13 protein-coding genes are annotated in these 13,744 nt (G+C 68.0%); 9 read left to right on the forward strand and 4 right to left on the reverse strand.

From position 1 onward, the window contains the following. Nucleotides 1–81 precede the first annotated feature (81 nt). Together AC5P9I_RS03235 and AC5P9I_RS03240 are read left to right on the forward strand one after the other, a co-directional pair. Nucleotides 82–1,014, forward strand: a complete 933-nt coding sequence (locus AC5P9I_RS03235) for a FecR family protein (RefSeq protein ID WP_088475970.1) — start codon at nt 82–84, stop codon at nt 1,012–1,014. A gap of 232 nt (nt 1,015–1,246) precedes the next feature. After that, nucleotides 1,247–4,165, forward strand: coding sequence for a TonB-dependent receptor (locus AC5P9I_RS03240; protein WP_088475969.1), 2,919 nt, complete (start codon nt 1,247–1,249; stop codon nt 4,163–4,165). 77 nt (nt 4,166–4,242) lie between these two features. Here the strand turns inward: AC5P9I_RS03240 and AC5P9I_RS03245 are convergent, their stop codons facing one another. Then, a complete protein-coding gene (locus tag AC5P9I_RS03245) occupies nt 4,243–4,500 on the reverse strand; it encodes a DUF2789 domain-containing protein (RefSeq protein ID WP_049466637.1) in 258 nt (85 codons plus the stop codon). A gap of 106 nt (nt 4,501–4,606) precedes the next feature. On the opposite strand from AC5P9I_RS03245, the gene AC5P9I_RS03250 reads away from it, so the two are divergent. The 3 genes from AC5P9I_RS03250 to AC5P9I_RS03260 are packed head-to-tail and all read left to right on the forward strand — an operon-like array spanning nt 4,607 to nt 6,045. Continuing rightward, nucleotides 4,607–5,194 (forward strand): biliverdin-producing heme oxygenase, encoded by a 588-nt coding sequence (locus tag AC5P9I_RS03250; RefSeq protein ID WP_049466640.1) that lies wholly within the window; start codon nt 4,607–4,609, stop codon nt 5,192–5,194. Between the two features lie 31 nt (nt 5,195–5,225). Further along, nucleotides 5,226–5,693, forward strand: coding sequence for a YbaN family protein (locus AC5P9I_RS03255; RefSeq protein WP_049466642.1), 468 nt, complete (start codon nt 5,226–5,228; stop codon nt 5,691–5,693). Beyond that, nucleotides 5,680–6,045, forward strand: a complete 366-nt coding sequence (locus tag AC5P9I_RS03260) for a hypothetical protein (RefSeq protein WP_231353126.1) — start codon at nt 5,680–5,682, stop codon at nt 6,043–6,045. Before AC5P9I_RS03255 ends, AC5P9I_RS03260 begins: the two co-directional genes overlap by 14 nt. Here AC5P9I_RS03260 and AC5P9I_RS03265 read toward each other — a convergent pair. Further along, nucleotides 6,008–8,035, reverse strand: a complete 2,028-nt coding sequence (locus AC5P9I_RS03265) for a sodium-translocating pyrophosphatase (protein WP_235645071.1) — start codon at nt 8,033–8,035, stop codon at nt 6,008–6,010. The two genes, AC5P9I_RS03260 and AC5P9I_RS03265, sit on opposite strands and share 38 nt — an antisense overlap. Nucleotides 8,036–8,346: 311 nt before the next feature. On the opposite strand from AC5P9I_RS03265, the gene AC5P9I_RS03270 reads away from it, so the two are divergent. After that, nucleotides 8,347–8,850: a hypothetical protein gene (locus AC5P9I_RS03270; protein ID WP_049438804.1), complete on the forward strand. Its 504-nt coding sequence runs from the start codon at nt 8,347–8,349 to the stop codon at nt 8,848–8,850. 91 nt (nt 8,851–8,941) lie between these two features. On the opposite strand, the gene AC5P9I_RS03275 is transcribed toward AC5P9I_RS03270, so the two are convergent. Together AC5P9I_RS03275 and AC5P9I_RS03280 are read right to left on the reverse strand one after the other, a co-directional pair. Continuing rightward, entirely contained in the window at nt 8,942–9,331 is a 390-nt protein-coding gene (locus AC5P9I_RS03275; protein ID WP_049466646.1) for a DUF488 domain-containing protein, read from the reverse strand. 114 nt (nt 9,332–9,445) lie between these two features. Further along, on the reverse strand, nt 9,446–10,702 hold the full coding sequence (locus tag AC5P9I_RS03280; protein ID WP_049466647.1) for a 6-phosphofructokinase: 1,257 nt from the start codon (nt 10,700–10,702) through the stop codon (nt 9,446–9,448). A gap of 136 nt (nt 10,703–10,838) precedes the next feature. Between AC5P9I_RS03280 and AC5P9I_RS03285 the strand changes: the two genes are divergently transcribed. The 3 genes from AC5P9I_RS03285 to AC5P9I_RS03295 all read left to right on the forward strand — a co-directional run bounded on the left by AC5P9I_RS03285 (nt 10,839) and on the right by AC5P9I_RS03295 (nt 13,669). Then, nucleotides 10,839–11,402, forward strand: coding sequence for an adenylate kinase (locus tag AC5P9I_RS03285; RefSeq protein WP_005419045.1), 564 nt, complete (start codon nt 10,839–10,841; stop codon nt 11,400–11,402). Between the two features lie 327 nt (nt 11,403–11,729). After that, a complete protein-coding gene (gene mpl, locus AC5P9I_RS03290) occupies nt 11,730–13,094 on the forward strand; it encodes a UDP-N-acetylmuramate:L-alanyl-gamma-D-glutamyl-meso-diaminopimelate ligase (protein ID WP_049466650.1) in 1,365 nt (454 codons plus the stop codon). After that, nucleotides 13,091–13,669 (forward strand): LON peptidase substrate-binding domain-containing protein, encoded by a 579-nt coding sequence (locus tag AC5P9I_RS03295; protein WP_049466652.1) that lies wholly within the window; start codon nt 13,091–13,093, stop codon nt 13,667–13,669. The genes mpl and AC5P9I_RS03295 overlap by 4 nt, the downstream gene beginning before the upstream one ends. The last annotated feature ends 75 nt before the right edge of the window (nt 13,670–13,744 follow it).

A 13,744-nucleotide genomic window follows, 5' to 3' on the forward strand; every position in this document is an offset into this window, starting at 1 on the left:
GGCGCGCGCACAGACGTCTTGATCATTGACCGTGGATGCGGTCCAGTTCCCCCGCGCTTGAATGCGCCTGTCAGCCAGCCGATGCGCCCGCCGAACATGCCGCCTGCCGCCGATGACAATGCCCTGGCCGAACAGGCCCGGGGCTGGATCGCGTGGCTGGCCTCGGGCGACATCAGCGATGTGCGCATGCAGGCGTTTGAACGCTGGCTGCAGCAGCCGGGACACCGCCGGGTCTTCGAATACGAGCGTGCGCTGTGGCGCAGTGTCGGGCCGCGCGTACAGGCCGCAGGCCCGGGCCGTCGGCGCCCGCGACGATTGCGCTGGGCCATGGCCGCGGCGGCGATGCTGGCGATGCTGGTGGCCTGGCCCGAGGCCTGGCTGCGCCTGCAGTCCGATCATCGCAGCACATATCAGGTACGGAGCGTGCTGCTACCCGACGGCAGCCATGCGGTGCTGGATGCCGACAGTGCGATTGCGGTGCACTTTGATGCGAACGCCCGCGAGGTCGAGCTGCTGCGCGGGCGCGCCTGGTTCGAGGTCGGCCCGGATCCGCAGCGGCGTTTCCGCGTGCGCGCCGGCAATGGCCTGGTCGAGGACATCTCCACCGCGTTCACCGTCGCGCGTGGCGACCACGGGGTGGAAACCCAGGTCGGGCAGGGCAGGGTACGCGTGGCCAGCCCGGTCGACGGCGGCTGGACCTACCTGCAGCAGGGGCAACGTGCGGTCTACGCTGAGCACGGCGGCGTCATGCGGCTGGCCGACGTGACCACCGACAGCGTCGGCGCCTGGCGCCGGGGCGAGCTGCTGCTGGAACAGGCCAACGTGGCCGATGCCGTGCAGTGGGTGGGGCGCTATCGCACGGGCCCGACCTTCGTGCGCGGTGATCTGTCACGACTGCCTGCAGTCAGTGCCGCATTGCGCATCGATCGTCCGGAACAGGCGCTGGATGCGCTGGCCGCGACGGCTGGATTGCAGGTCACACGCCTGCCACTGGGCGTCGCCATCGTGCAGTAGATGCACGCCCTGCGTGGATGATCGTCCCAGTGTGCCGGCCAACGGTCGGCACCCACCGAAGCCACCCGACGAACGGTCGGCACCTGCCGCGGCCGCACATCGCTCTTGGGGCTGTCGCGCGCCCAGCCGTCTTACCCCGCGAACGTACACGCCGCCGCCACGTACGTCGCCGTGTCCGCCCGTGCTGCGGATGACGCCGCGCTCGCGGCACCGATTACCTGACAGGTTTCCCATGTACAACTTCCACCGCTCGGGCCGCGTGCTGCGCCCGTCCCGCCTGTGCATCGCGCTGCTCGCCGCCGGCCTGGCCACTGCTGCGCCGGCCGCCTTGGCCCAGAGTGCCGGCAGTGACCACGCTGTCGTGCAGCGCTTCGACATTCCCGCGCAAGCACTGGATGAGGCGCTGCGCAGCTACATGCGCCAGTCCGGCGTGCAGGTGGTCTACCCCGCTGCGCTGGCACGTGGCGTAACCTCCCGCGCAGTCAGTGGCAGCCTTCCGGCGCACCAGGCGTTGCAACAGCTGCTGCAGGGCAGCGGCCTGGCGGTGCGCCGGGTCGGCGCAGAGGCCGTCACCCTGGAGGCGACGACGCTGGCGCAGGCGGACAGTGAAGTGATCATCACCGACACACTGAGCGTGGCCGGCGACCGGGTCGACAGCGGCGCGAGCAGTGATGAAGCACGCCTGCTCGACAGCTACCGCAGCGTGGGCTCCACCACCACGCTCAGTCGCGCCCATTTGGAGCGTTTCCGTGGTACCTCCAACGGCGACATCATCAAGGGCGTGGCCGGTGTCACCGCCGGTGATCCGCGCGTGGGCAACGGCTTCGACGTCAACATCCGCGGCATCCAGGGCCAGGGCCGTGTGCCGGTGATCATCGATGGCGGTCAGTCCAGCATGGACACCTACCGCGGCTATGCGGGCCAGTCGCAGCGCACCTACCTCGACCCGGACCTGATCTCCAGCCTGACCATCAGCAAGGGCCCGAGCCTGCAGGCCAACGCCTCCGGTGGCATCGGCGGCGTGGTCGAGATGGAGACGTTGAAGATCGGCGACGTGCTGCGCGAGGGCCGCGACGTCGGCGTGCGCGTGCGCGGTGGCCTGGCCAATGGCAGCGCCAACAACCTGCCGTCCTACAGTGCGGCGCCACGCACCGATCGCAGCGCCACCGGCAGCCAGTTCTTCAACGTGGCCGCCGCCGGTCATTGGGACCGCTTCGATCTGGTCGCTGCCTACGCTTACCGCGACAATGGCAACTACTTCTCGGGCCGGCATGGCTACGACGATTTCCCGCAGACCCGTCGCACCCTGGCGCCGTTGAATCCGCCGCGTACCGAGGTGTTCAACACCTCCTCGCGCTCGAAGTCGGCGCTGCTCAAGGGCACCTGGCGCATCGACGACGCGCAGACGCTGGAGGCCGGTTACCGCCGTTATGAAGGCACCGCCGGCGAGATCATGGCCTCGCAGATCATCCGGGTGGATCGTGACCGCATTCCGCAGTGGGATCCAGGCCACGTCGACATGGACAGCTACAGCCTGCGCTACCGCTTCAACCCGGACAGTGAGCGGGTCGACCTCCGCATCAATGCCGCCTACACCGATACCGACAGCGTGATGTACAACAGCCTGACCGGCATCACGCCGTGGTACTTCGATCGCCGCACCGAGTGGTACGACGCGCCCAGCTTCAGTGGCGATCCCGGCTACAAGGATGCCTACCGGAACCCGCTGCGGCAGAAGCGCTTCAACCTGGATGCCAGCAACACCTCGACGTTCGACACCCACGCCGGTGCGTTCACGCTGGACTACGGCCTGTCCTACAGCGACGAAGACATCGCGCCGGGCAGCTCGGGCCCGATCAAGCACGACGACCTGGTCAACAACCGCTTCCTGCGCAACGCCGAGCGCAAGGAATACAGCGCCGTGGCCTCGCTGAAGTGGCAGCCCGATGAACATTGGGAACTGCTGGCCGGCGGCCGCTGGAACCGCGTGGAGGTGCACGACCGCAACCGCTTGGCCACGCCCGAGGCCTACGCGGTGCAGGGCCAGTACCGCTACACCGAGCTGCTCAACGGCAACCCGGCACTGCCGTCGTGGCGCGCCAAGCGCATCGCGCTGCTGAACTGGTATCCGGATGCCAACGGCAACTTCACCCAGGCCTCGCTGCTGGCCTCGCCGTACAAGAAGGGCACGGTGGCCGACATCGCCGGCTGGAACTTCTACGACGCCGGCAAGGCGCAGGACCTGGAGGTGCCGGTCAGCTGGAGCTGGTCGCAGCCGATCCGCCGCCGCGACTCCGCGTTCTCGCCCACCGCCAGCGTGGCCTACCGCTTCAGCGAAGACACCCTGGTCTACGTGAAGTACGCCGAAGGCACCAAGCTGCCGAGCCTGTTCGAGACCACGCTGGGCCTGTTCACCGCCGCCAGACCGGTGGGGGAGCTCAAGCCGGAGCGTGCGCGCAGCTGGGAAATCGGCGCCAGCACCCTCCGCTACGACCTGTTCACTGCCGGCGACCGCCTGGCGCTGAAGCTGGCGTATTTCGATACCCGCATCGACGACCTGATCACCCGCGATTACCGCACGCTGTCGGCCGGCCTGATCCGCAACGTGGACCAGTTCAAGGTCTCGGGCATGGAGTTCCAGTCCAGCTATGACAGCGGGAAGGTGTTTGCCGACCTGTCCGCGCATTATTACTTCAAGGCCAAGACCTGCGCGCCAGACATCGCCGCCGAGCGCCGGGCCTATGGCGCACAGCGCAGGAACGATGAGCTGGCCCACACGCCCGACTGCGTGGACGGCGGCTTCGAGGGGTCGTACACCAACACCCAGAACCCGCCGCGCTACATGGTCAACCTGACCCTGGGCTCGCGCCTGTTCGACGAGCGCCTGACCTTCGGCACCCGCGTGGTCCACAACGCCGGCCCGATCAGCGCGCTGGACAAGGACTGGAACGTGGGCCTGTCGGCGATCCAGCAGCTGTACCGGCCAACCACGCTGGTGGATCTGTTCGCCAGCTGGCGCTTCAACGACCAGCTGTCGGTCGACGCCGGCGTGGACAACCTGACCGACCGCTACTACCTGGATCCGCTGGCGTTGGGCGTGATGCCGGCCCCGGGCCGCACTGCGCGGCTGGCGCTGACCTGGAAGTACTGACCGATCGTGGATGAGCGAGGGGTCGGATCCCTTTCCTGCGGAAAGGGCTCTGACCCCAACAGCGCGGGATACCCCGCTTACAGCCCCGTCGCCGCCTTCACCGCATCCTCGTGCAGCGACTCGTTCAGCTCGTCCACCACGGTGGTCCATGCCGCATCAGCCTGCAGCGACTCGGACAGGAACTGGCGCTGGGCGTCAGTCCAGTAGGGCGCCTCGACCACGTCCACGTCGGTGGCCAGCTGGTGCTCGCGGATGAAGCGGGCGATGCCCTCGGCGCTGGCGTCCAGGCCCAGTTGGAGGAACAGGTTGGTCATGCGCGGTTCGGTGGTGATCATCAGCGGTGTCCTGCAGCAAGAAGGGATGGTCCATTATCGGTATCCACCGCCTTGGGGAAAGCCCCGTGGCAAACGTCTACAGCACGACGACTCCCTGGCATTCCCCATGAACGCATACCTCGCTCCCGAAGACAGCCGCAGCCTACGGCTCAAGGCCGCCACCCGCGACAGTCACGCTGCCCTGGACAAGCGCATCATGGCCGGCGACATCTTCGCCGACCGCAGCAACTTCGCCCGTTTCCTGCGCGTGCAGTACCGCTTCCACCGCAGCATTGATGCGCTGTACGCCAACCCTGCGCTGGACGCGCTGCTGCCCGGCCTGGGCGAGCGCCGCCGCCTGGCCCAGGTTGCCCGCGATCTGCAGGACCTGGAGCAGGCGCTCCCGGGCGCGGACATCGCCGCACTGCCCTCGGACCTGGCGCTGCCGGCGGCCCTCGGCTGGCTGTACGTGGCCGAAGGCTCCAACCTGGGCGGCACCGTGCTGTACAAGATGGCCGCCAGGCTCGGCCTGGATCGTGATTTCGGCGCCCGCCACCTGGCCGCGCATCCGGATGGCGCCGCGCGCCACTGGCGCGAGTTCACCGCTGCGCTGGACGCGGTTGCGCTGAGCGCCGAGCAGGAACAGCAGGTGATCGACGCCGCCGATGCCGCGTTCCGCAGCGTGCACGGCCATGTCGAAGCGGAATTCGACTGATGTGCCACGTCTGCGCACGGAGACCGCGCTGATGCGCTGGCTCTGGTTCGGGCTGGGCTGGGTGATGGTCGGCCTCGGGGTGATCGGCGCGTTGCTGCCGGTGATGCCCACCACCATCTTCCTGATCCTGGCCGTGGGTTGCTTCGCGCGAAGCTCGCCGAAGTTCGAGCAGCGCCTGCTCGCACATCCGCGCTATGGCCCGTCGCTGCGGCTGTGGCGCGAGCAGGGCGCGGTGTCGCGCAAGGGCAAGGCGTTCGCCAGCGCAGGGATGGCGCTGGGCTTTGTGCTGTTCTGCTGGGGCGCGCAGCCGTCATGGCGCCTGCTGCTGGGCGTGGGCCTGTTCTTTGCGGCCAGCGCTGGCTACGTGCTCAGCCGGCCAGCACCGCGTCTGGAGCCCCCTCCGGTCGTGGAAGTGGACGATGCCACGGACCCGCGCGCGGCCCGGCACCGCGCCGCGCCCCCGGGCGATGAGGGAACCCGGAACGATGCTGCCTGCTGACCTGGCCCCTGTGGCCACGCCCGCATTGACGCCGTGGGGCATGTACCTGGCCGCCGACGTAGTGGTGAAGTCGGTGAGGATCGCGCTGGCCCTGGCCTCGCTGGCGACCTGGGCCGTGCTGCTGGCCAAGGGCTGCGAACTGGCCCGCGCCGAGCCTGCCCGGCGAGCGCGCCGCATCTTCATGGTGGCCGCACCGCTGGCCCGTGCCGGTTTCGTTCTTCCTGCGTGGCCGCTGACCGCCGTCGGGGTCGGATCCCTTTCCGCAGCAAAGGGCTCTGACCCCGTCAAGCCTGCCATCCACGCATCGCGTGGACCTACAACAACGGCACCAGCAGCAGCGCCACGATGTTGATGATCTTGATCAGCGGATTGATCGCCGGCCCGGCGGTGTCCTTGTACGGGTCACCGACGGTATCGCCGGTCACCGCAGCCTTGTGCGCTTCGCTGCCCTTGCCGCCGAAGTGGCCGTCCTCGATGTACTTCTTGGCGTTGTCCCAGGCGCCGCCGCCGGTGGTCATCGAAATGGCCACGAACAGGCCGGTCACGATCGTGCCGATCAGCAGGCCGCCCAGCGCGCGGGGCCCCAGCAGCAGGCCGACCACCACCGGCACCGCCACCGGCAGCAATGACGGCACGATCATTTCGCGGATCGCCGACCGGGTCAGCATGTCCACCGCCTTGTCGTACTGCGGCTTGCCGGTGCCCTGCATGATGCCGGGGATCTCGCGGAACTGGCGGCGCACTTCTTCCACCACTGCGCCCGCCGCGCGGCCGACCGCTTCCATCGCCATCGCACCGAACAGGTACGGAATCAGGCCGCCGATCAGCAGGCCGATGATCACCGTGTGGTCGCTGAGGTCGAAGCGGAATTCCTGTCCGGGATGCGCGGCCTGCAGGTTGTGCGTGTAGTCGGCGAACAGCACGAGCGCGGCCAGTGCCGCCGAGCCGATCGCATAGCCCTTGGTCACCGCCTTGGTGGTGTTGCCCACCGCATCCAGCGGATCGGTGATGTCGCGGATCTCGGAAGGCAGCTCGGCCATTTCAGCGATGCCGCCGGCGTTGTCGGTGATCGGACCGTAGGCGTCGAGGGCGACGATCATGCCGGCCATCGACAGCATCGCGGTGGCGGCGATGGCGATGCCGTACAGGCCCCCCAGCGCGAACGCGCCCCAGATTGCCGCACACACCGCCACCACCGGCAGCGCGGTGGACTTCATCGAGATGCCGAGGCCGGCGATGATGTTGGTGCCGTGGCCGGTGGTCGAGGCCTGTGCCACGTGCTGCACCGGCTTGTACTGGGTGCCGGTGTAGTACTCGGTGATCCACACGATCAGGCCGGTCAGGAGCAGCCCGATCAGCGCGCAGCCATACAGCGCCATCGGCCCATGTACGTTGTCCGACATCAGGCCGGTGGTGATCGGGTAGAAGGCAATCGCGGCCAGCACGCCGGACACGATCACGCCCTTGTACAGCGCGCCCATGATCGAGCCGCCCGGCTTCACCTTGACGAACAGCGCACCGATGATCGAGGCGATGATCGATACGCCGCCCAGCACCAGTGGGTAGAGCACGGCATTGGCACCGGCTTCGGCCAGCATCAGGCTGCCCAGCAGCATGGTGGCGATGACGGTGACCGCATAGGTTTCGAACAGGTCGGCGGCCATGCCGGCGCAGTCGCCGACGTTGTCACCGACGTTGTCGGCGATCACCGCCGGGTTGCGCGGGTCGTCCTCGGGAATGCCGGCTTCAACCTTGCCGACCAGATCGGCGCCGACATCGGCGCCCTTGGTGAAGATGCCACCCCCCAGCCGCGCGAAGATCGAGATCAGCGAGGAACCGAAGGCCAGGCCGACCAGCGCATGCAGCGCCTGCTCCATCGGCAGGCCCAGGCGCAGCAGCAACGCGTAGTAGCCGGCCACGCCCAGCAGGCCCAGCCCGACCACCAGCATGCCGGTGATCGCGCCACCGCGGAAGGCGACGTCCATCGCCGCGCTGATGCCATGGCGTGCAGCTTCGGCAGTGCGCACGTTGGCGCGTACCGACACGTTCATGCCGATGTAGCCGGCCGCGCCGGACAGCACTGCGCCCACCGCAAAACCAATCGCGGTGTACCAGCTGAGGAAGATGCCGACAAGCACGAACAGCACCACGCCGGCGATGCCGATGGTCAGGTACTGGCGGTTGAGGTAGGCGCGCGCGCCTTCCTGGATCGCGGTGGCGATCGCGATCATGCGCTCATTGCCGGTGGGTTGGCGCAGGATCCAGCGCGCCGAGACGATTCCGAACAGGATCGCGAGAATGGCGCAGCCCAGCGCCATTGACAGCCCGTGACGTTCCAGCATTAGACCCCTCCGCAGAATGGATGTAGGCATCCAGTGGCGATGAACGGCACCACGAGGGGGACGACGGGCTGCAGCCTGGAACCAACCCGTACCGACCTTGGCGGTCGTCCGACGTATGGCGGTGTTCAGCATTCCCTGGTGCCCGCAGTATGCGTGCCGCCACTTGTAGAGTCGAGCCATGCTCGACTGGCGCTCTACGAGCGCGCGGGCCCTGCCGCCGGGCCATGGGCACGATCCGAGAGCCATCCGGCCTTTGCGCCCCGTTAAGCCAGTCTCTGCAAGCCTGCGCACAGTCCCGTAGGAGATCCCACATGCGCCTGTCCCTGTTGATGCTTGCCGCCCTGGTCCCGGCCGTGCCGGCATTCGCTGCGGAAACCCCGGAACTGCAGCGTGCCGTTGGCGCGCCCCAGGCGGTGGGTGCGGTGCATACGTTGCGCCAGATCCCCGAGGCCTGCGCGCGGCTGGAAGGTGCGTTCACCGGCGATGCCGCCGCGCCGTACCGCTTCTCTGCCGTGCGTACCAGCGAACAGTGCCAGCCACGCGCGCGCTTCGTCGATTACACCAAGGCGCAGCCAAGTGCGGACAAGGGCTGGAAACTCAACGATGTGATCCGCGTGCCGAACGCGGCGTGCCCGGCCCAGCAGGCCGTGGTGCGGGTGTGGCGCCTGCCGTCGAGCAACAAGGTCGAGCTGGACGGCCAGGGCCAGTCGCGCATCTACCTGGAGGAGGCGAAGAAGCAGGCCGCGGCCGGGCAGATTCCGCAGGTGACGATGTTCGCCGCGCAGTTGCAGATGGAAGGCAAGGCCTGCAATTGAGGCCGTCCAGCAGCGCGAATCCACGCAGGGCGTGGATCTACTGGATGGGAGACCTGGGTAGTGCCGGCCGCTGGCCGGCATCCCGCCATCTTCACTCCGCCAGCGTCGCCCCGCGCGCCACCAGCAGCTCGCGCAGCGCCTTACGGTGGCAGTGCGCCTCATCCTCGCAATAGCACCCCACGCTGATGTCGCTGTGCTGCGACATCGCGGCCAGCAGGTCCAGCGCGTGGGCCGCATCCGGGGCCTTCATCTCAGTCGTGTAGTGGCGGAAGAACGCGTTCCAGTCGGCGGCCGTTTTCGCCTCATGCGCCTGCTTCACCAGCGCCGCGCTGGGTGACAGGGTCGGGAACCAGACGTCGTACCAGTCCTGTCGGGCGAACTCGCTGCGTGGCACGCCCCGCGGCGGCCGCCTGACGGTGCCGATGCGCAGCCCCTCGCCGGGGTGGCGCGGCGTACCCAGTCGAACAACACGCAGTGCCATGGCATCTCTCCAAAAAGGGGACGGAGGGGATTAAGTCGTATCCGGCCCGTTGCTGACGCCGAGGGGCACGGAGGGGCCTATGCGACTTAATCCCCTCCGTCCCCTTTTTAGGGGTCAGCCCTCGAAGGCCGGCAGCTTCTGCTTCACCGCCACATTCTTCAGTGTCACGTACTTCGGCAGGCCATCGGTGCCATACGGCAGGGGCGCTTCGCCCTTGATCAGCGGTGACAGGTAGGCGCGCGCCTTGGCCGTGATGCCGAAGCCATCGCGGCGGATGAAACCGGCCGGCATCTTCTTCTCGTGGTTGGCGATCTTCGACAACGGCGCGGCTTCGATCTTCCAGCGATACGGTGCATCGCTGCTGCGCACGATCACCGGCATCACGCCATTCTGGCCCTTCAGTGCCAGCTGCACCGCGGCCTTGCCCACCGCCTGCGCCTGCTCCCAGTCGGTCCTGCTGGCCAGGTGGCGCGCCGAGCGCTGCAGGTAGTCGGGCAGTGCCCAGTGCACCTTCAGGCCCAGCTGATCCTTGACCCGGCCGGCCAGGTGCGCGGCCACGCCGCCCAGCTGCGCGTGCCCGAACGAGTCCTTGCCACCGCCGGCATCGGCAACGAAGCGGCCGTCGGCCGTGGCAATGCCCTCCGAGGCCACCACCACGCAATAGCCGACGCGCTCGACCACCGCCTCTACCTTGGCCAGGAACGCGGCCTCGTCGTAGGCGCGCTCGGGCAGCAGGATGATGTGCGGCGCTTCGTCGTCACCGTTGCCGGCCAGGCCGGCGGCGGCGGCCAGCCAGCCGGCGTGTCGGCCCATCGCTTCGTAGATGAAGACGCGGGTGGAGGTCTCGGCCATCGCCGCGACGTCCAGCGCCGCCTCGCGCACCGAGACGGCGGTGTACTTGGCGGCGGAGCCGAAGCCAGGGCAGGTGTCGGTCACCGCCAGATCGTTGTCGATGGTCTTGGGCACGCCGATGCAGGTCAGGTCGTAGCCGGAGGCCTTGGCCAGCTGCGAGACCTTCAGCGCGGTATCGGCCGAGTCGTTGCCACCGTTGTAGAGGAACCAGCGCACGTCATGCGCGCGCAGCACCTCCAGCAGGCGGTCATAGCGGGCGCGGTCGGCGTCCAGCGACTTCAGCTTGACCCGGCACGAACCGAAGGCCCCGCCCGGGGTATGGGCGAGCGCACGGATCGCGGCGGCGCTCTCCTTGCTGGTGTCGATCAGTTCCTCGCGCAGCGCGCCGAGGATGCCGTTGCGGGCGGCCAGGACCTTGATGCCCTTGGCCCGGGCCTGCTCGATCACCGCCGCCGCCGTGGCATTGATGACGGCGGTGACACCGCCGGACTGGGCATAAAGGAGGGTACCGTTGCGCATGCTTCTACCTGTTCGGGGGAAGGGACATTGCAGGGACATTACCCGGATGCGGTAAAGTGGCGCTATTGCGGTGCAGCGATACCGGACCGTCCGGGACGCGAACCTTCTTTGTTTTCAACACGTTGGAGTCAGGTCAATGCGATTGGTTCTGTTGGGACCGCCCGGTTCGGGCAAGGGGACACAGGCGACGCGCCTGAAGGAAAAGCTGGGGATCGCCCACATTTCGACCGGTGACATGCTGCGCGCGGAAATCGCCGCCGGCACCGAGCTGGGCAAGCAGGCCAAGACGGTGATGGATGCCGGTAACCTGGTGTCGGACGACATCCTGCTGGGCATGCTGGAGTCGCGCCTGACCCAGGCTGATGTCGCCAAGGGCTTCATCCTCGATGGTTATCCGCGCAATGTGGCCCAGGCCAATGCGATGGACGGCCTGCTGGCCAAGATCGGCCAGCCGCTGGACGCGGTGGTGCAGCTGGATGTGCCCACCGAGCTGCTGGTGGACCGCATTGCCGGTCGTGCCAAGGAGCAGGGCCGCGCCGATGACAACCCGGAAGCAGTGCGCCAGCGCCTGCAGGTCTACAACGACCAGACCGCCCCGGTGGTCGACTTCTACGCCGGCCGTGGCACCCTGGCCCGCGTCGATGGCGTCGGCGAGCTGGACGAGATCGAAGCCCGCATCCTGGCGGCGATCAAGGCCTGATCCGGCAGGGCCGCGTGCTGCTGGCCCTGCGGGCGCAAAAAACACAGGCCTGGTCCGCGAGGATCAGGCCTGTGTCGTTTGATAGGCGCCAGCGAAGGGCTTGCTCAGGGCCCCGCAGCATGAGCTCCCTTGGGGATGGCCTCTTGGGGAGTAGGACCGGTTCGGGTACTGCGGCTGGCAGTTCGAATTGTGTCCGGGTTCACAGAACATCGCTATCGGGAATTCCCTGACAGCTGATTGGAGTTTTCTCACATCCCGTGTAGGGGTTGTCTTACCCGATAGCGGACATTGGCCCTATACAGCCGTCATCGGTCACAATCCTCGGTCATGAGCAGCGTACATATCCTTGCAATCGCCGGCACCTTCATGGGCGGCGTGGCCGCCCTGGCGCGTGAACTCGGGCATGCCGTCAGCGGCAGCGACCAGGCCATCTATCCGCCGATGTCGACCCAGCTCGAACAGTTGGGCATCACCCTGGACCAGGGCTACCGCGCCGACAGCGTGCCGGCCGGCACCGACGAGGTGGTGATCGGCAATGCGCTGTCGCGCGGCAATGCGGCCGTCGAAGCCGTGCTCGATGCCGGCCAGCGCTACATCTCCGGTGCGCAGTGGCTGTCCGAGCAGGTGTTGCCGGGCCGCGACACCCTGGCCGTGGCCGGCACCCATGGCAAGACCACCACCACCACCATCCTCACCTGGCTGCTGGAAAGCGCCGGGCGCTCGCCGGGCTTCCTGATCGGGGGCGTCGCCGAGGATTTCGGCGTCTCCGCGCGGCTGGGCCAGGGGCGCGAGTTCGTGGTCGAAGCCGATGAGTACGACACGGCCTTCTTCGACAAGCGCAGCAAGTTCGTGCACTACCGGCCGCTGGTGGCCATCCTCAATAATCTTGAATACGACCACGCCGACATCTTCCCGGACGTGGCGGCGATCCAGCGCCAGTTCCACCACCTGGTGCGTACCGTACCCGCACGTGGGCGGCTGATCGTCAATGGCGAGGATCAGCGCCTGGCCGAAGTGCTCGCGATGGGCTGCTGGACCCCGGTCGAGCGGTTTGGTTTCGATCCGTCGCTGGAGTGGCATGCCGAGCTGCTGGCCGCCGATGGCAGCGCGTTCCGCGTGCACCATCGTGGGCAGGCGCTGGGTGACGTGCAGTGGTCGCTGCTGGGCCGCCACAACGTGCTCAACGGATTGGCTGCGCTGGCCGCCGCGCATGCAGTGGGCGTGGCGCCGGCCGAGGTGATCCCGGCGCTGGCGCGCTTCCGCAGCGTCAAGCGCCGCATGGAAGTGATCGGCAGCCATGACGGCATCACCGTCTACGACGATTTCGCCCATCACCCGACCGCAATCGCCACCACCCTGGAAGGTCTGCGTGCCAAGGTGGGCGATGCGCGCATCGTGGTCGCGATGGAACCGCGCAGCAACTCGATGCGGCTGGGCGCACATGCGCAGGCGCTGGCCCCATCGCTGGCGCTGGCCGATGAAGTGGTGTTCCTGCATCGTCCGGAACTGGCCTGGGATGCGGCGGCGGTGATTGCCGCAGTGCGTGGCGAAGCGCACGCGGTGCCTGATACCGACGCATTGCTGGCACAGCTGCAGGCCAGCGCGCGCAGTGGCGACCACGTGGTGTTCATGTCCAACGGTGGCTTCGACGGCGCGCCGCGCCGCTTCCTCGCCGCGCTGCAGGCCCGATGAGCGGCGATGGCTCGCTGCCGCTGTTCCCGCTGCACACCACGCTGGTGCCGGGTGCAGCGGTGGGCCTGCGCGTGTTCGAGCGCCGCTATCTGGACCTGGTCCGCGACAGCGGCCGCAGCGGTGAGGGATTTGGTGTCTGCCTGATCCTCGACGGCCAGGAAGTGGGCGCTCCGGCGACGCCGGCCGCCTTTGGCGTGCAGGTGCGCATCGAAGACTTCGATGTCGGCGCCGACGGCGTGCTGCAGCTGCGCCTGCGCGGCACCCGTCGCTTCCATGTCGAGCGTACCCGCGTGCGCGACAACGGCCTGGTGGTGGCCGACGTGCGTTGGTGCGACGAGGACCCCGACGACGAACTGCGGCCCCAGCACGCGCTGCTGGCCACGGTGCTGGGGCACATCATCGAACAGGCTGGCGAGGCCTATGCGCCGTCCAACCCGGCGTTGCTGGACCAGGCGAGCTGGGTCGGCTGGCGGTTGGCCGAGCTGTTGCCGCTGAGCGAGCAGCAGCGCCTGCAGCTGCTGCAGATGGACGACCCGCACCAGCGATTGCAGCAGTTGCTGGGCTGGATGCCGTAGCAGCCATCCACGCATGGCGCGGATCTACTGTAGCGCCGAGCCCATGCTCGGCGTGCTGGATCGTGCGAAGCGCAG

This window comes from Stenotrophomonas sp. YJH_SMC_29, assembly GCF_059371235.1.

Bases quoted from the DNA above. Each gene is read 5' to 3' on its own strand.
- AC5P9I_RS03235 (WP_088475970.1), top strand. From the start codon at position 82: ATGCGCCCGCCGAACATGCCGCCTGCCGCCGATGACAATGCCCTGGCC.
- AC5P9I_RS03240 (WP_088475969.1), top strand. From the start codon at position 1,247: ATGTACAACTTCCACCGCTCGGGCCGCGTGCTGCGCCCGTCCCGCCTG.
- AC5P9I_RS03245 (WP_049466637.1), bottom strand. From the start codon at position 4,500: ATGATCACCACCGAACCGCGCATGACCAACCTGTTCCTCCAACTGGGC.
- AC5P9I_RS03250 (WP_049466640.1), top strand. From the start codon at position 4,607: ATGAACGCATACCTCGCTCCCGAAGACAGCCGCAGCCTACGGCTCAAG.
- AC5P9I_RS03255 (WP_049466642.1), top strand. From the start codon at position 5,226: ATGCGCTGGCTCTGGTTCGGGCTGGGCTGGGTGATGGTCGGCCTCGGG.
- AC5P9I_RS03260 (WP_231353126.1), top strand. From the start codon at position 5,680: ATGCTGCCTGCTGACCTGGCCCCTGTGGCCACGCCCGCATTGACGCCG.
- AC5P9I_RS03265 (WP_235645071.1), bottom strand. From the start codon at position 8,035: ATGCTGGAACGTCACGGGCTGTCAATGGCGCTGGGCTGCGCCATTCTC.
- AC5P9I_RS03270 (WP_049438804.1), top strand. From the start codon at position 8,347: ATGCGCCTGTCCCTGTTGATGCTTGCCGCCCTGGTCCCGGCCGTGCCG.
- AC5P9I_RS03275 (WP_049466646.1), bottom strand. From the start codon at position 9,331: ATGGCACTGCGTGTTGTTCGACTGGGTACGCCGCGCCACCCCGGCGAG.
- AC5P9I_RS03280 (WP_049466647.1), bottom strand. From the start codon at position 10,702: ATGCGCAACGGTACCCTCCTTTATGCCCAGTCCGGCGGTGTCACCGCC.
- AC5P9I_RS03285 (WP_005419045.1), top strand. From the start codon at position 10,839: ATGCGATTGGTTCTGTTGGGACCGCCCGGTTCGGGCAAGGGGACACAG.
- mpl (WP_049466650.1), top strand. From the start codon at position 11,730: ATGAGCAGCGTACATATCCTTGCAATCGCCGGCACCTTCATGGGCGGC.
- AC5P9I_RS03295 (WP_049466652.1), top strand. From the start codon at position 13,091: ATGAGCGGCGATGGCTCGCTGCCGCTGTTCCCGCTGCACACCACGCTG.